Here is a 15,878-nt window from a genome sequence, read left to right on the forward strand (position 1 = left end):
ACTATCACCGCCGTTACCCTAATACTCGTCATACTTCGAGCTGCATGTGCGTTGGCTTCACTCTCTCACCCCAGTCACTTACTTTAGTAAGCTCCTGGGGATTCGCTCATTTGCCGCCTTCCTGCAACTCGAATTATTTAGAGTATTTTCATCTCTTTTGTTTTAGGCGCTCTGGCGCGAAAACAGCTTTGCTTACTGGAACATAACGACGCATGACGACACAGGCCCCACCTTCCGCTTTGCTTCCGCTGAACCCGGAGCAACTGGCACGCCTTCAGGCGGCCACCACCGATCTTACGCCCACGCAGCTTGCATGGGTTTCTGGCTATTTCTGGGGCACGCTGAATCAGCAACCCGGCGCAGCCGTTGCAGCACCCGCTCCCGTGGCGGAAATGCCGGGCATCACACTGATCTCCGCATCCCAAACGGGCAATGCGCGTCGTGTGGCGGAAGCGCTGCGTGATGACCTGCTGGCAGCAAAACTCAGCGTCACGCTGGTTAACGCAGGCGACTACAAATTCAAACAAATCGCCAATGAAAAGCTGCTGGTTGTCGTCACGTCTACCCAGGGAGAAGGTGAACCGCCGGAAGAAGCCGTCGCGTTGCATAAGTTCCTGTTCTCTAAAAAAGCACCGAAGCTCGACAACACCGCATTTGCCATTTTTGGTCTGGGTGACACGTCATACGAATTTTTCTGCCAGTCGGGCAAAGATTTTGACAGCAAGCTGGCGGAACTCGGCGGTGAGCGTTTGTTGGATCGCGTTGACGCCGATGTGGAATACCAGGCCGCCGCCGCCGAATGGCGTGCCCGTGTGGTTGAGGTGTTGAAATCACGAGCACCGATTGCGACACCGGCTCAGGCGGTTGCCAGCGGCGCAGTGAATGAGATCCACTCCAGCCCGTATACCAAAGAAGCGCCGTTAAGCGCGGCGTTATCCGTGAATCAAAAAATCACCGGACGCGATTCAGAGAAAGATGTTCGCCATATCGAAATCGATCTCGGTGATTCGGGTCTGCGCTACCAGCCAGGCGACGCGCTTGGCGTCTGGTATCAAAACGATCCGGCGCTGGTGAAAGAGATGGTGGAGCTGGTCTGGCTGAAAGGCGATGAGCCCGTTACGGTCAATGGCCAGTCTCTCCCGCTGACCGAAGCGCTACAGTGGCATGTCGAACTGACCGTTAATACCGCCAATATCGTTGAAAACTATGCCACCTTAACGCGCAGTGAATCGTTGTTGCCGCTGGTCGGCGATAAGGCACAGTTGCAGCATTACGCAACCACGACGCCTGTCGTCGATATGCTGCGCTTCTCACCAGCGCAACTGGATGCTCAGGCGTTGGTCGACCTGCTGCGTCCGTTAACGCCGCGCCTTTATTCCATTGCGTCGTCTCAGGCGGAAGTGGAGAGCGAAGTGCACATCACCGTGGGGGCGGTGCGTTATGAAGTGGAAGGCCGTGCGCGTGCCGGTGGCGCATCCAGCTTCCTCGCCGATCGCGTCGAAGAAGATGGCGAAGTGCGAGTGTTCATCGAACATAATGATAACTTCCGTCTGCCAACGAATCCTGAAACCCCGGTGATCATGATTGGTCCGGGGACGGGCATCGCGCCGTTCCGCGCCTTTATGCAGCAGCGCGCCGCCGACGAAGCGTCCGGTAAAAACTGGCTGTTTTTTGGCAATCCCCACTTTACCGAAGATTTCCTCTACCAGGTGGAATGGCAGCGTTACGTCAAAGAAGGCGTGCTGAGCCGCATTGATCTTGCCTGGTCTCGGGACCAAAAAGAAAAAGTCTACGTACAAGATAAACTGCGCGAACAGGGCGCAGAACTGTGGCGCTGGATTAATGACGGTGCGCACATTTATGTTTGCGGCGACGCCAATCGCATGGCGAAAGACGTTGAGCAGGCATTGCTGGAAGTGATTGCTGAATTCGGCGCGATGGACGCGGAGTCAGCGGATGAATTTTTAAGTGAGCTGCGCGTTGAGCGCCGTTATCAGCGAGATGTCTACTAATGAGCGAAAAACATCCAGGGCCCCTGGTGGTCGAAGGTAAACTGGCAGACGCCGAGCGCATGAAGCTGGAAAGCAACTATCTGCGCGGCACCATTGCTGAAGATTTAAATGACGGTCTCACCGGCGGTTTCAAAGGTGACAACTTCCTGCTGATCCGTTTTCACGGAATGTACCAGCAGGATGACCGTGACATCCGCGCCGAGCGTGCAGAGCAGAAGCTGGAGCCGCGTCACGCGATGTTGCTTCGCTGCCGTCTGCCGGGTGGCGTTATCACCACCAAACAGTGGCAGGCGATTGATAAGTTTGCCCATGACAACACCATTTACGGCAGTATTCGCCTGACCAACCGTCAGACGTTTCAGTTTCACGGGATTCTGAAGAAGAACGTGAAGCCGGTGCACCAGATGCTGCACTCCGTGGGGCTGGACGCGCTGGCGACTGCCAATGATATGAACCGTAACGTGCTGTGCACCTCGAACCCGTACGAGTCTGAGCTGCATGCTGAAGCCTACGAGTGGGCGAAAAAGATCTCCGAGCATCTGCTGCCGCGCACCCGCGCGTATGCTGAAATTTGGCTCGATCAGGAAAAAGTCGCGACGACGGATGAAGAGCCGATCCTCGGTCAGACCTATCTGCCGCGTAAGTTTAAAACCACGGTCGTGATCCCGCCGCAGAACGACATCGATCTGCACGCCAACGACATGAACTTTGTCGCCGTGGCGGAAAACGGCAAGCTGGTTGGCTTTAACCTGCTGGTGGGCGGCGGTCTTTCTATCGAGCACGGTAACAAGAAAACCTATGCCCGTACGGCGAGCGAATTTGGCTATCTGCCGCTGGAGCATACGCTGGCCGTGGCGGAGGCGGTGGTCACCACCCAGCGCGACTGGGGCAACCGTACCGATCGTAAGAATGCGAAAACCAAATACACGCTGGAACGCGTAGGGGTTGAGACGTTCAAAGCGGAAGTGGAACGTCGTGCGGGCATTAAATTTGAGCCGATTCGTCCGTATGAATTCACCGGTCGCGGCGATCGGATTGGCTGGGTGAAAGGCATCGACAATAAATGGCATCTGACGCTGTTTATCGAAAATGGCCGAATCCTCGATTATCCGGGACGTCCGCTAAAAACGGGCCTGCTGGAGATTGCGAAAATCCATAAAGGCGAGTTCCGAATAACTGCGAATCAGAATCTGATCATCGCTGGCGTACCGGAAAGCCAGAAAGCGAAGATTGAGAAGATCGCGCAAGAGAGCGGTCTGATGAACACCGTGACGCCGCAGCGTGAGAACTCCATGGCCTGCGTGTCGTTCCCGACCTGTCCGCTGGCGATGGCGGAGGCCGAACGTTTCCTGCCGACATTTATCGACAAGATTGATAGTCTGATGGCGAAACATCACGTCAGTGATGAGCATATTGTGATGCGCGTGACAGGCTGCCCGAACGGCTGCGGTCGCGCGATGCTGGCAGAAGTAGGGCTGGTGGGGAAAGCGCCAGGTCGTTATAACCTGCATCTCGGCGGTAACCGAATGGGGACGCGTATCCCGCGGATGTTCAAAGAGAATATCACCGAGCCGGAAATTCTCGACTCGCTGGATGAACTGATTGGGCGCTGGGTGAAAGAGCGCGAAGCGGGTGAAGGCTTCGGTGACTTTACGGTGCGTGCGGGCATTATTCGCCCGGTGCTCGATCCCGCCCGGGATTTCTGGGAATAACCCATCCTTTGCCCGGTGGCGCTTCGCTTACCGGGCCTACGGGTTTTGTAGGCCGGGCAAACGCAGGGCCGCCCGGTAAAACAGGCAAACGAGGTTCTTATGTCCGTACTCGATCTAAACGCGCTGAATGCATTGCCGAAGGTAGAGCGTGTGATGGCGCTGGCTGAAATCAACAGCCAACTGGAAAAACGTGACGCAGAGGGACGTGTGGCGTGGGCGCTGGAGAATTTGCCTGGCGAATACGTCCTCTCATCAAGCTTTGGGATTCAGGCGGCGGTCAGCCTGCATCTGGTCAATCAGATCCGCCCGGATATCCCGGTGATCCTGACCGATACTGGCTATCTGTTCCCGGAAACTTACCAGTTTATTGATGAGTTAACGGACAAACTCAGGCTGAACCTGAAGGTCTACCGTGCGAGTGAGAGTGCCGCCTGGCAGGAAGCGCGCTACGGTAAGCTGTGGGAGCAGGGCGTTGAAGGTATTGAGAAATACAATGAGATCAACAAAGTCGAACCGATGAACCGGGCATTGCAGGAACTGAATGCGCAAACCTGGTTTGCGGGACTGCGGCGCGAGCAGTCCGGCAGCCGTGCGCATTTGCCCGTGCTGGCTATCCAGCGTGGGGTCTTTAAAGTGCTGCCGATTATCGACTGGGATAACCGTACGGTTTATCAATACCTGCAAAAGCATGGGCTGAAATACCATCCACTGTGGGATCAGGGCTATCTTTCCGTAGGGGATACGCACACCACGCGTAAATGGGAACCCGGCATGGCAGAAGAAGAGACCCGCTTCTTTGGCCTGAAGCGCGAGTGCGGGCTGCATGAAGGTTGAAACAAATCCCCCTCCGGCAGTCTGACAGTAGGGCCGGATAATGGCATTGCCTTATCCGGCCTTATGCTTAGCTCGCTTTCGCTAATTCTTTTACGAGCGGCAGCATAATACGCATTACGTCGCGATTACGATGTTCAATGCGTCCGGGCAGGGCTTTGTCGATATGCTGTTGATTATCCAGACGCACATCGTGCCAGCTATTTCCCGCCGGGAAAGAGGCGGTTTTGGCGCGCTGTTGGTAACCATCTTTCTTGCCAAGATTCCAGTTCGTTGCCTCAACGGACAACACCGAAATTCCCGCTTTATCGAAGACCTCAGCGTCATTGCAACAACCGGTGCCTTTGGGATAGTCCTTATTCAGGCCAGGATTACTGGTGGCGGCAATGCCATGATTGCGCGCAATCGCTAATGCACGGTCGCGGGTTAATTTGCGTACGGCTTCCGGGGTGCTTTGCCCGCTATTAAAATACAGTTTGTCACCGACGATCAGGTTATCGAGATTAATCACCAGCAGCGTATTTTTCTTCTCTGCCGCGCTCATGCGTTTCAGCAGGTTTTCAGCCCCCAGCTTTCCCTCTTCCTCGCCGCTGGTGGCAATAAAACGAATACCGTATTCCGTCGGCACATCTTTCAGGCGTTCTGCCAGTTCGAGCATAACGCCCAGACCGGCGGCGTTATCATCCACCCCTTGCAGCGTAAGCCCGCCAAGATTCGCGTCGGTGTCGGCGTCACTTTGCGGCGCGTAGGTATCCAGATGCGCCATGATAATAATCTGCTGCGGGGCTTTGCCTTCGTGAGCGGCAATGACGGTACTGCCAGTGACGTTATGCCAGTTTTTGCGATTATTTTTGGCGGTATAAATATAGCGACTGTTGAACGTGCGGATATCACTGCGATAGCCCATCTGCTCAAACTGCTGGCGTAAATAGTCGGCAGATAACATTTCTGCCGGAGAGCCGGTCATCCTTCCCGGGAAAACGGTCGCAATATGACGGGTCTGCGTTGTCGCAAATTCACCCGGTTTTGGCGATGACGCCTGAGCGGGGACAATAAAGCATACGCCGAGCGCCAGGAGGGCGGAAAGACGGCGCGTTGCGGAAAACATAGTGAATCCTTAATAGCCAGCGGGGGAAGCCCTGAATACAAAGCAAAAATTTTAACCCATCTAGTATGAAACTGTGACTTCGCTAAAACAATTTCATTTGCTCTTAAATGCCCGAATTCCGGCGGGTTAAGCACTTTTTGATATTTGCTTTGCCAGATCGTTATTCCTTTGAGGAACTACTCATTCCAATTCGTAATTTCATTCGTTCTCCTGCGCTCCCTATAGTCGGGTTATCTGACGTGCTCGACATTCGCGGTATTGTAAAGGAACGGTTATGGACCAAAAACGACTCACCCACCTGCGACAGCTGGAGGCCGAAAGCATCCACATCATTCGCGAGGTGGCAGCAGAATTTTCGAACCCGGTAATGCTGTACTCCATCGGTAAAGATTCCAGCGTCATGCTGCATCTTGCCCGTAAGGCATTTTACCCGGGATCGCTACCGTTTCCGCTGCTGCATGTCGATACCGGCTGGAAGTTCCGCGAGATGTATGAATTCCGCGATCGTACCGCCAAAGCGTACGGCTGCGAGCTGCTGGTACATAAAAACCCGGAAGGAGTGGCGATGGGTATCAATCCGTTTGTCCACGGCAGCGCCAAACACACCGACATTATGAAAACCGAAGGGCTGAAGCAGGCGCTAAACAAATACGGTTTTGACGCCGCATTTGGCGGCGCGCGTCGCGATGAAGAAAAGTCGCGGGCGAAAGAGCGTATTTACTCCTTCCGCGACCGCTTTCATCGCTGGGACCCGAAAAACCAGCGTCCAGAACTGTGGCACAACTACAACGGGCAGATTAACAAAGGCGAAAGTATCCGCGTCTTCCCGCTGTCCAACTGGACGGAACAGGATATCTGGCAGTACATCTGGCTGGAAAACATCGAGATCGTCCCACTGTATCTGGCGGCAGAGCGCCCGGTACTGGAGCGAGACGGCATGTTAATGATGATTGATGACGATCGCATCGACCTGCAGCCTGGCGAAATGATCAAAAAGCGGATGGTGCGTTTCCGTACCCTCGGCTGCTGGCCGCTGACCGGCGCCGTCGAGTCAAACGCACAAACGCTGCCGGAAATCATTGAAGAGATGCTGGTCTCGACCACCAGTGAACGTCAGGGACGCGTGATTGACCGCGACCAGGCGGGCTCTATGGAGCTGAAGAAACGTCAGGGGTATTTCTAAGGAGCCGCCATGAACACCACACTTGCACAACAAATCGCTAATGAAGGCGGCGTCGAAGCCTGGATGGTTGCCCAACAACATAAAAGTCTGCTGCGCTTTTTAACCTGCGGTAGCGTGGATGACGGCAAAAGCACCCTGATCGGTCGCCTGTTGCACGACACGCGGCAGATTTATGAAGATCAGCTGTCATCGTTGCATAACGACAGCAAACGTCACGGTACGCAGGGCGAGAAGCTGGATTTAGCGCTGCTGGTGGATGGGCTACAGGCCGAGCGTGAGCAGGGGATTACCATTGACGTGGCGTATCGCTATTTCTCCACTGAGAAGCGTAAATTTATCATTGCCGATACCCCTGGGCATGAGCAATACACCCGGAATATGGCGACTGGCGCGTCAACCTGCGATCTGGCGATCCTGCTGATCGACGCCCGTAAAGGCGTGCTGGATCAGACCCGTCGCCACAGCTTTATTTCAACACTGCTGGGGATCAAACACCTGGTCGTGGCGATCAATAAAATGGATCTGGTCGACTACAGCGAAGAGACCTTTGCGCGCATTCGTGAAGATTATCTGACCTTTGCCGAACAGTTGCCGGGGAATCTGGATATTCGCTTTGTGCCGCTCTCCGCACTGGAGGGCGACAACGTCGCCTCCCAGAGCGTCAGCATGCCGTGGTACAGCGGCCCGACTTTGCTTGAAGTGCTGGAGACGGTTGAGATCCAACGCGTGGTCGATAGCCAGCCAATGCGCTTCCCGGTGCAGTACGTAAACCGTCCAAACCTCGATTTCCGCGGCTATTCCGGTACGCTGGCTTCTGGCCGCGTTAAGGTGGGACAGCGTGTGAAGGTGCTGCCGTCCGGTGTGGAATCCAGCGTGGCGCGGATCGTCACCTTTGATGGCGATCTGGACGAAGCCTTTGCCGGGGAAGCGATCACCCTCGTCCTGAAAGACGAGATTGATATCAGCCGCGGCGATCTGCTGCTGGCAGCGGATGAAAGTTTACCTGCTGTACAGAGTGCCGCCGTTGACGTGGTCTGGATGGCGGAACAGCCGCTGGCGCCGGGGCAAAGTTACGAAATCAAAATCGCCGGTAAAAAGACCCGTGCTCGCGTTGATCATGTTCAGTATCAGGTGGATATCAACAATCTGACGCAGCGTGAGGTGGACAATCTGCCGCTGAACGGCATTGGTCTGGTGAATCTGACCTTTGATGAGCCGCTGGTGCTTGATACCTATCAGCAAAACCCGGTGACCGGCGGGCTGATCTTTATCGATCGTCTGAGTAACGTCACCGTGGGGGCCGGTATGGTCCGCGAACCGATTGTACAGGAGACCGCCGCGCCGTCAGAATTCAGCGCCTTTGAGCTGGAACTGAATGCGCTGGTACGTCGTCACTTCCCGCACTGGGGCGCTCGCGATCTGCTGGGAGGAAAATAATGGCGCTGCATGACGAAAACGTCGTCTGGCATGCTCATCCCGTCACGCCGCAACAGCGCGAGCAACACCACGGTCATCGTGGTGTTGTGCTGTGGTTTACCGGGCTGTCCGGGTCCGGTAAATCGACCGTCGCCGGGGCGCTGGAAGAGGCGCTGCATCAACTGGGCGTCAGTACCTATTTGCTGGATGGCGATAACGTTCGCCACGGCCTGTGCAGCGATCTGGGGTTCAGCGATGCCGATCGGAAAGAGAACATCCGTCGCGTGGGCGAAGTCGCAAACCTGATGGTGGATGCTGGACTGGTGGTACTGACGGCGTTTATTTCTCCGCACCGTGCGGAGCGGCAAATGGTGCGCGAACGCGTCGGTGAGGGGCGCTTTATTGAAGTGTTCGTGGATACGCCGCTGGAAATCTGTGAAGCCCGCGATCCAAAAGGGTTATACAAAAAAGCGCGCGCTGGCGAATTGCGCAACTTCACCGGAATTGATTCCGTTTACGAAGCGCCTGAATCGCCAGAGGTTCATCTCAATGGCGAACAATTAGTAACAAATTTGGTCGCCCAATTATTAGACCTGCTCAGACAGAGCGATATTATCAGATCCTGAGACACCTGACCTCTGTGTACGGTCAGTCAAGGTTACAGGATTCACTATGCGCAATAGCCAGAACATCACACTCACAACGACAGACGCGTTTGCTACTGATGACGAAACCACCTGGTCGCTGCCGGGCGCGGTGGTGGGTTTCGCGTCATGGCTGCTGGCGTTGGGGATCCCCTTTCTGGTGTATGGTCCTAATACGTTGTTTTTCTTCATCTACACCTGGCCTTTCTTCCTGGCGTTGATGCCCGTTGCGGTGGTCGTGGGTATCGCGCTGCATTCCCTGCTCAAGGGCAAATTGCGCTACAGCATTGTCGCAACGCTGCTGACCGTTTGCGCAATGTTCGGCGCACTGTTTATGTGGTTGCTGGGCTAAAGCGCGACGGCTGTCCATAATTCAAACCGTAACTAACAATGAGATGATGTTCTCAGGGTTCTGGGTATACGTTATAAAGGGCAATTGTGGTACATTTGCCCGCGTTGTTGCGGCTTTCCCGCCTGCAAACGTCGTGTCGTTTGCGGAAGTATGGGAGGATGATGCCGTTTTTCAGGGGGCAGGATGGGTAAACTAACGCTGCTGTTGCTGGCTTTACTGGTCTGGCTACAGTATTCACTGTGGTTCGGTAAGAACGGCATACATGATTACAGTCGCGTCAATGATGACGTGGCGGCGCAGCAGGCGACGAACGCCAAACTTAAAGCACGTAACGATCAGCTCTTTGCCGAAATTGACGATCTCAATGGCGGTCAGGAGGCTATCGAGGAGCGTGCACGCAACGAACTCAGCATGACTAAGCCGGGCGAAACGTTTTATCGTCTGGTGCCCGACGCGTCTAAACGCGCGCAAACTGCGGGGCAAAATACTCGTTAAACCAGCCCAGGAAATCACATGGCAGCCACTTTATTGGATGTTTGCGCCGTGGTGCCGGCGGCCGGATTTGGCCGCCGTATGCAAACGGAATGTCCGAAGCAATATCTCTCGATCGGCAATAAAACCATTCTCGAACACTCGGTCTTTGCGCTGCTGGCGCATCCTCGGGTGACCCGCGTGATCATCGCGATAAGCCCCGGCGACAGCCGCTTTGCCCAACTCTCTCTGGCGCAGCATCCGCAAATTACCGTCGTGGACGGGGGAAATGAACGCGCAAACTCCGTGCTGGCCGGATTGCAGGCCGCCGGAGACGCCGAATGGGTGCTGGTACATGATGCGGCGCGCCCTTGTTTACATCAGGATGATTTAGCGCGTCTGCTGGCGCTTAGCGAAACCAGTCGCACTGGCGGGATCCTTGCCGCACCGGTGCGCGATACTATGAAACGCGCAGAGCCAGGCAAAACCGCCATCGCCCATACGGTCGAACGTAACGATTTATGGCACGCGCTGACGCCGCAATTTTTCCCTCGCGAGCTGTTGCATGACTGTCTGACGCGCGCGCTGAATGAAGGGGCGACCATCACCGATGAAGCCTCGGCGCTGGAATATTGCGGCTTCCATCCACAGCTTGTTGAAGGACGGGCTGATAACATCAAAGTAACCCGTCCGGAAGATTTAGCGCTGGCTGAATTTTACCTGACCCGAACAATTCAGACATAAAATCATTCGAGATGCATCGAGGCGGCAACGGAGCGAATCCCAGGAGCTGACTAAAGTAAGTGACTGGGGTGAGCGAAGGCAGCCAACAAAGAGGCAGCCTGAAGGATGAGGTGTATAACAGGAGAAAGCATAATGCGAATCGGACACGGTTTTGACGTACACGCCTTTGGCGGGGAAGGCCCAATTATCATTGGTGGCGTGCGTATCCCCTATGAGAAGGGGCTGCTGGCGCATTCTGATGGCGATGTCGCGCTGCATGCGCTCACCGACGCGCTGCTTGGTGCGGCGGCACTGGGTGACATTGGCAAGCTGTTTCCGGATACCGATCCGGCGTTTAAAGGCGCAGACAGCCGTGAGCTGTTGCGCGAAGCCTGGCGTCGGATCCAGGCAAAAGGTTATACCCTGGGCAACGTCGATGTGACCATTATTGCTCAGGCGCCGAAGATGCTGCCGCACATCCCGCAAATGCGCGTGTTTATTGCTGAAGACCTCGGTTGTCACATGGATGATGTGAACGTGAAGGCCACCACCACGGAAAAACTCGGTTTTACCGGGCGTGGGGAAGGGATTGCCTGCGAAGCGGTGGCGTTACTCATTAAGGCCGCGAAATGACAGAGTTTGAAAATCTCACGTATCTCCACGGTAAGCCGCAAGGCTCCGGGCTGCTGAAAGCCAGTCCGGAAGATTTTGTGGTGGTCGAAGATTTGGGTTTCGAACCGGATGGCGAAGGTGAACACATTCTGGTGCGTATTCTTAAAAACGGTTGCAACACTCGTTTTGTGGCTGACGCGCTGGCGAAGTTTCTGAAAATTCATGCCCGCGAAGTGAGTTTTGCCGGGCAAAAGGATAAGCATGCGGTCACCGAACAGTGGCTGTGCGCGCGCCTACCGGGCAAAGATATGCCCGACCTGAGCGCTTTCCAGCTTGAAGGCTGCAAGGTGCTGGAATATGCGCGTCACAAACGCAAGCTACGTTTAGGCGCGCTGAAGGGCAATGCGTTCACGCTGGTGCTGCGGGAAGTCAGCCATCGTGATGAAGTGGAATCCCGTCTGCAAGCGATAAACGCTGGCGGCGTACCGAACTATTTCGGTGCTCAGCGTTTTGGCATCGGCGGCAGCAATCTGCAAGGTGCGCTGCGCTGGGCGCAAAGCGATGCACCGGTCCGGGATCGCAATAAACGCAGTTTTTGGTTGTCGGCGGCCCGCAGTGCGTTGTTTAATCAAATTGTCAGCGAGCGTCTGAAAAAAACAGACTTTAATCAAGTTGTTGACGGCGATGCGCTACAATTAGCGGGACGCGGAAGCTGGTTTGTCGCCACGCAAGAAGAGCGGGCGGAATTACAGCGTCGTGTCGATGAAAAAGAACTGATGGTGACGGCTTCGCTTCCCGGCAGCGGCGAGTGGGGAACCCAGCGGGATGCACTGGCGTTCGAACAGTCCGCGATTGCCGAGGAGACCGCGTTGCAGTCGCTGCTGCTGCGTGAAAAAGTCGAGGCTTCGCGAAGAGCGATGCTGCTCTATCCGCAGCAATTAAGCTGGAACTGGTGGGATGACGTCACCGTCGAGTTACGCTTTTGGCTGCCGGCGGGGAGCTTTGCCACCAGCGTTGTGAGGGAACTGATCAACACAATGGGTGATTATGCGCATATTGCTGAGTAACGATGATGGGGTCCACGCGCCCGGTATACAAACGCTGGCGAAAGCCCTGCGGGAGTTTGCTGATGTACAGGTCGTCGCCCCGGATCGGAACCGCAGCGGTGCGTCAAACTCGCTGACGCTTGAATCCTCTCTCCGGACGTTTACCTTCGAGAACGGCGATATCGCCGTACAGATGGGCACGCCCACCGACTGCGTGTACCTGGGCGTTAATGCGCTCATGCGCCCGCGCCCGGACATCGTGGTCTCGGGAATTAATGCCGGCCCTAACCTGGGGGATGACGTTATCTATTCCGGCACCGTCGCGGCGGCAATGGAAGGGCGTCATCTTGGTTTTCCGGCGCTTGCCGTGTCGTTAGACGGGCATCAGCATTACGAGACCGCGGCGGCCATCACCTGTCGGATCTTACGCGCCCTGCGGCGTGAACCGCTGCGTACCGGACGGATCCTCAATATCAACGTGCCCGACTTACCGTTGGATCAGATCAAAGGCATTCGCGTGACGCGTTGCGGCAGTCGTCATCCGGCAGACAAAGTGATCCCACAGGAAGATCCGCGCGGCAACACGCTGTACTGGATTGGCCCACCGGGCGACAAATGCGACGCCGGGCCTGATACCGATTTTGCGGCAGTGGACGAGGGTTACGTGTCCATTACGCCGTTGCATGTAGATTTAACCGCGCACAGCGCGCATGATGTGGTTTCCGACTGGTTAGATAGCGTGGGAGTTGGCACGCAATGGTAAGCAGACGCGTACAGACGCTTCTTGATCAACTGCGCGCACAGGGGATTCGCGATGAGCAGGTGCTTAATGCCCTGGCTGCGGTGCCGCGTGAGAAATTTATTGATGAAGCGTTTGAACATAAAGCCTGGGACAATATCGCGTTGCCGATAGGTCAGGGACAGACGATTTCGCAGCCGTACATGGTGGCGCGAATGACCGAACTCCTCGAACTGACGCCGCAGTCGCGGGTGCTGGAAATTGGCACGGGTTCCGGGTATCAGACGGCGATACTGGCGCACCTGGTACAACAGGTTTGTTCAGTCGAACGTATTAAAGGTTTGCAATGGCAGGCGCGTCGCCGCCTGAAACAGCTCGATTTACACAATGTTTCAACTCGTCACGGTGATGGATGGCAAGGCTGGCAGGCACGCGCGCCATTTGACGCTATTATTGTGACGGCAGCTCCGCCGGAAATTCCGACCGCGTTGATGACGCAACTGGATGAAGGCGGCATTCTCGTCTTGCCCGTGGGTGACGAGCATCAGTTTCTGAAACGGGTGCGTCGTCGGGGCGGCGAATTTATTATCGACACCGTGGAGGCGGTACGTTTTGTTCCCTTAGTTAAAGGGGAACTCGCGTAAAAAGCGGTTCCGAATACCTGGAATTTTCCTGGAGTTTTTGGAACTGGTCAGCGTATCGTGGTCACATTTTCCAGTGCCCATTTGCTGTCTGCACGATTATACGTCACTGGTTGTTAACCAATTTTTCCTGGGGGATAAATGAGCGCGGGAAGCCCAAAATTCACCGTTAGCCGCATTGCGGCACTGTCACTGGTTTCGCTATGGCTGGCGGGTTGTTCAAATTCATCGAATCCGCCTGCGCCGGTAAGCTCCGTCAATGGTAATGCTCCGACGAATACCAGTTCTGGCATGCTGATCACGCCGCCACCGAAAATGGGGACGACGACGTCCGCTCCGCAGACACCGCAAATTCAACCGGTGCAGCGCCCGACGACGCAACCGACGACAGTTCAGCCCGTCGCCGAGCAGCCCGTGCAGATGGAAAACGGACGTATTGTCTACAATCGCCAGTATGGGAACATTCCGAAAGGTAGCTACAACGGCGGCAGTACTTACACCGTTAAAAAAGGCGACACGCTTTTTTATATCGCCTGGATCACCGGGAACGATTTCCGTGACCTGGCGCAACGCAACAACGTCCAGGCCCCGTATGCTCTGAATGTCGGACAAACGCTGCAGGTGGGTAATGCATCGGGCGCGCCTATTACCGGCGGTAATGCGATTACTCAGGCCGATGCAGCAGAGCAAGGAGTTGTGACCAAACCTGCACAAAATTCCGCCGTCGCTGTTGCGTCGAAACCGACAATTACGTATTCTGAGGACTCAGGTGAACAAAGTGCTAACAAAATGTTGCCGAACAACAAGCCTGCTGGGACAGTCGTCACAGCACCTGTAACGGCTCCAGCAGTTAGCGCAACCGAATCGACAGCAAGCAGTTCGTCTACCAGTTCGCCAATCTCCGCATGGCGCTGGCCGACTGACGGCAAAGTGATCGAAAACTTTGGGGCTTCCGAGGGAGGCAATAAAGGGATCGACATTGCAGGCAGTAAGGGACAGGCTATTATCGCGACCGCCGATGGGCGCGTGGTCTATGCCGGTAACGCACTGCGCGGTTACGGTAATCTTATTATCATCAAACACAACGATGATTACCTGAGTGCCTACGCTCATAACGATACAATGCTGGTCCGGGAACAACAAGAAGTGAAGGCAGGACAGAAAATAGCGACGATGGGTAGCACCGGAACCAGTTCTACACGTTTGCATTTTGAAATTCGTTACAAGGGGAAATCCGTAAACCCGCTGCGTTATTTACCGCAGCGATAAAGCGGCGGAACCAGGCTGACACTTGCTAGTTCCGTCAAGGGATCACGGGTAGGAGCCACCTTATGAGTCAGAATACGCTGAAAGTTCATGATTTAAATGAAGATGCGGAGTTTGATGAGAACGGAGTTGAGGTTTTTGACGAAAAAGCCTTAGTTGAAGAGGAACCCAGTGATAACGATTTGGCTGAAGAAGAGCTGTTATCGCAGGGGGCCACACAGCGTGTGTTGGACGCGACTCAGCTTTACCTTGGTGAGATTGGTTATTCGCCACTGTTAACGGCCGAAGAAGAAGTGTATTTTGCGCGTCGCGCACTGCGTGGAGATGTTGCCTCTCGCCGTCGGATGATTGAAAGTAACCTGCGTCTGGTGGTGAAAATTGCCCGCCGTTATGGCAATCGTGGTCTGGCGCTGCTGGATCTGATTGAAGAGGGTAATCTGGGGCTTATCCGTGCCGTCGAGAAGTTTGATCCGGAACGCGGGTTCCGCTTCTCAACATACGCAACCTGGTGGATTCGCCAGACGATTGAACGGGCTATTATGAACCAAACCCGTACCATTCGACTGCCGATTCACATTGTTAAAGAGCTGAACGTCTATCTGCGTACCGCGCGTGAGTTGTCCCATAAACTGGACCACGAACCCAGCGCGGAAGAAATTGCAGAGCAGCTGGATAAGCCGGTTGATGACGTTAGCCGCATGCTTCGTCTTAATGAGCGCATTACCTCGGTAGACACCCCATTAGGGGGCGATTCCGAAAAAGCGTTGCTGGATATCCTGGCCGATGAGAAAGAGAACGGTCCGGAAGACACCACGCAAGATGACGATATGAAACAGAGCATCGTCAAATGGCTGTTCGAACTGAACGCCAAACAGCGTGAAGTGCTGGCACGTCGTTTCGGTCTGCTGGGCTATGAAGCGGCGACACTGGAAGATGTAGGCCGGGAAATCGGTCTGACTCGTGAACGTGTTCGTCAGATTCAGGTTGAAGGCCTGCGCCGTCTGCGTGAAATTCTGCAGACTCAGGGGCTGAATATCGAAGCGCTGTTCCGCGAGTAAGCACTGTTCTAACAAGAAAGGCCAGCCTCTTTGAGGCTGGCCTTTTTCTTTCTGGCTTACCTGG

At 55.1% G+C, this 15,878-nt stretch carries 16 protein-coding genes; 15 read left to right on the forward strand and 1 reads right to left on the reverse strand.

The features are described 5' to 3' along the window. Positions 1–212: 212 nt before the first annotated feature. The 3 genes from cysJ (at position 213) to cysH (ending at position 4,558) form a co-directional block, all read left to right on the forward strand. Complete coding sequence (gene cysJ, locus WM46_RS25210) at positions 213–2,012, forward strand: NADPH-dependent assimilatory sulfite reductase flavoprotein subunit (RefSeq protein ID WP_102603688.1); 1,800 nt, start codon at positions 213–215, stop codon at positions 2,010–2,012. Then, positions 2,012–3,724: an assimilatory sulfite reductase (NADPH) hemoprotein subunit gene (cysI, locus tag WM46_RS25215; RefSeq protein ID WP_102603689.1), complete on the forward strand. Its 1,713-nt coding sequence runs from the start codon at positions 2,012–2,014 to the stop codon at positions 3,722–3,724. Before cysJ ends, cysI begins: the two co-directional genes overlap by 1 nt. A gap of 99 nt (positions 3,725–3,823) precedes the next feature. Continuing rightward, positions 3,824–4,558 (forward strand): phosphoadenosine phosphosulfate reductase, encoded by a 735-nt coding sequence (gene cysH, locus WM46_RS25225; protein ID WP_102603690.1) that lies wholly within the window; start codon positions 3,824–3,826, stop codon positions 4,556–4,558. A 67-nt stretch (positions 4,559–4,625) separates the two neighbouring features. Here cysH and WM46_RS25230 read toward each other — a convergent pair whose 3' ends face one another. Beyond that, positions 4,626–5,663, reverse strand: coding sequence for an aminopeptidase (locus WM46_RS25230; RefSeq protein WP_061075120.1), 1,038 nt, complete (start codon positions 5,661–5,663; stop codon positions 4,626–4,628). Positions 5,664–5,937: 274 nt separating this feature from the next. On the opposite strand from WM46_RS25230, the gene cysD reads away from it, so the two are divergent. The 12 genes from cysD (at position 5,938) to rpoS (ending at position 15,814) form a co-directional block, all read left to right on the forward strand. After that, positions 5,938–6,846 carry a sulfate adenylyltransferase subunit CysD gene (gene cysD / locus WM46_RS25235; RefSeq protein ID WP_042322572.1) on the forward strand — a complete coding sequence of 303 codons (909 nt, stop codon included), beginning with the start codon at positions 5,938–5,940 and terminating at the stop codon, positions 6,844–6,846. Positions 6,847–6,855: 9 nt separating this feature from the next. Continuing rightward, complete coding sequence (gene cysN / locus WM46_RS25240) at positions 6,856–8,283, forward strand: sulfate adenylyltransferase subunit CysN (RefSeq protein ID WP_102603691.1); 1,428 nt, start codon at positions 6,856–6,858, stop codon at positions 8,281–8,283. Beyond that, entirely contained in the window at positions 8,283–8,888 is a 606-nt protein-coding gene (gene cysC / locus WM46_RS25245; RefSeq protein WP_042999537.1) for an adenylyl-sulfate kinase, read from the forward strand. Before cysN ends, cysC begins: the two co-directional genes overlap by 1 nt. A 46-nt stretch (positions 8,889–8,934) precedes the next feature. Continuing rightward, a complete protein-coding gene (locus WM46_RS25250; RefSeq protein WP_061075116.1) occupies positions 8,935–9,258 on the forward strand; it encodes a DUF3561 family protein in 324 nt (107 codons plus the stop codon). Positions 9,259–9,441: 183 nt separating this feature from the next. Continuing rightward, a complete protein-coding gene (gene ftsB, locus WM46_RS25255) occupies positions 9,442–9,753 on the forward strand; it encodes a cell division protein FtsB (protein WP_042288707.1) in 312 nt (103 codons plus the stop codon). An 18-nt stretch (positions 9,754–9,771) separates the two neighbouring features. Further along, positions 9,772–10,473 carry a 2-C-methyl-D-erythritol 4-phosphate cytidylyltransferase gene (ispD, locus tag WM46_RS25260; protein WP_102603692.1) on the forward strand — a complete coding sequence of 234 codons (702 nt, stop codon included), beginning with the start codon at positions 9,772–9,774 and terminating at the stop codon, positions 10,471–10,473. A 132-nt stretch (positions 10,474–10,605) separates the two neighbouring features. Next, positions 10,606–11,085, forward strand: coding sequence for a 2-C-methyl-D-erythritol 2,4-cyclodiphosphate synthase (ispF, locus tag WM46_RS25270; RefSeq protein WP_021572927.1), 480 nt, complete (start codon positions 10,606–10,608; stop codon positions 11,083–11,085). Next, complete coding sequence (gene truD / locus WM46_RS25275) at positions 11,082–12,131, forward strand: tRNA pseudouridine(13) synthase TruD (protein WP_102603693.1); 1,050 nt, start codon at positions 11,082–11,084, stop codon at positions 12,129–12,131. Before ispF ends, truD begins: the two co-directional genes overlap by 4 nt. Continuing rightward, positions 12,112–12,873: a 5'/3'-nucleotidase SurE gene (surE, locus tag WM46_RS25280; RefSeq protein ID WP_042322590.1), complete on the forward strand. Its 762-nt coding sequence runs from the start codon at positions 12,112–12,114 to the stop codon at positions 12,871–12,873. Before truD ends, surE begins: the two co-directional genes overlap by 20 nt. Then, positions 12,867–13,493, forward strand: a complete 627-nt coding sequence (gene pcm / locus WM46_RS25285) for a protein-L-isoaspartate O-methyltransferase (protein WP_061075113.1) — start codon at positions 12,867–12,869, stop codon at positions 13,491–13,493. Before surE ends, pcm begins: the two co-directional genes overlap by 7 nt. A gap of 189 nt (positions 13,494–13,682) precedes the next feature. Then, complete coding sequence (nlpD, locus tag WM46_RS25290; protein WP_309402558.1) at positions 13,683–14,759, forward strand: murein hydrolase activator NlpD; 1,077 nt, start codon at positions 13,683–13,685, stop codon at positions 14,757–14,759. A gap of 62 nt (positions 14,760–14,821) precedes the next feature. After that, positions 14,822–15,814, forward strand: a complete 993-nt coding sequence (rpoS, locus tag WM46_RS25295; protein ID WP_000081550.1) for an RNA polymerase sigma factor RpoS — start codon at positions 14,822–14,824, stop codon at positions 15,812–15,814. The last annotated feature ends 64 nt before the right edge of the window (positions 15,815–15,878 follow it).

Origin of the sequence: Citrobacter freundii complex sp. CFNIH2, from assembly GCF_002880615.1 — a bacterium.
GTDB lineage: Bacteria > Pseudomonadota > Gammaproteobacteria > Enterobacterales > Enterobacteriaceae > Citrobacter_A > Citrobacter_A amalonaticus_F.

Coding starts and splice junctions, on each gene's coding strand:
- cysJ (WP_102603688.1), top strand. CDS start 213: ATGACGACACAGGCCCCACCTTCCGCTTTGCTTCCGCTGAACCCGGAG.
- cysI (WP_102603689.1), top strand. CDS start 2,012: ATGAGCGAAAAACATCCAGGGCCCCTGGTGGTCGAAGGTAAACTGGCA.
- cysH (WP_102603690.1), top strand. CDS start 3,824: ATGTCCGTACTCGATCTAAACGCGCTGAATGCATTGCCGAAGGTAGAG.
- WM46_RS25230 (WP_061075120.1), bottom strand. CDS start 5,663: ATGTTTTCCGCAACGCGCCGTCTTTCCGCCCTCCTGGCGCTCGGCGTA.
- cysD (WP_042322572.1), top strand. CDS start 5,938: ATGGACCAAAAACGACTCACCCACCTGCGACAGCTGGAGGCCGAAAGC.
- cysN (WP_102603691.1), top strand. CDS start 6,856: ATGAACACCACACTTGCACAACAAATCGCTAATGAAGGCGGCGTCGAA.
- cysC (WP_042999537.1), top strand. CDS start 8,283: ATGGCGCTGCATGACGAAAACGTCGTCTGGCATGCTCATCCCGTCACG.
- WM46_RS25250 (WP_061075116.1), top strand. CDS start 8,935: ATGCGCAATAGCCAGAACATCACACTCACAACGACAGACGCGTTTGCT.
- ftsB (WP_042288707.1), top strand. CDS start 9,442: ATGGGTAAACTAACGCTGCTGTTGCTGGCTTTACTGGTCTGGCTACAG.
- ispD (WP_102603692.1), top strand. CDS start 9,772: ATGGCAGCCACTTTATTGGATGTTTGCGCCGTGGTGCCGGCGGCCGGA.
- ispF (WP_021572927.1), top strand. CDS start 10,606: ATGCGAATCGGACACGGTTTTGACGTACACGCCTTTGGCGGGGAAGGC.
- truD (WP_102603693.1), top strand. CDS start 11,082: ATGACAGAGTTTGAAAATCTCACGTATCTCCACGGTAAGCCGCAAGGC.
- surE (WP_042322590.1), top strand. CDS start 12,112: ATGCGCATATTGCTGAGTAACGATGATGGGGTCCACGCGCCCGGTATA.
- pcm (WP_061075113.1), top strand. CDS start 12,867: ATGGTAAGCAGACGCGTACAGACGCTTCTTGATCAACTGCGCGCACAG.
- rpoS (WP_000081550.1), top strand. CDS start 14,822: ATGAGTCAGAATACGCTGAAAGTTCATGATTTAAATGAAGATGCGGAG.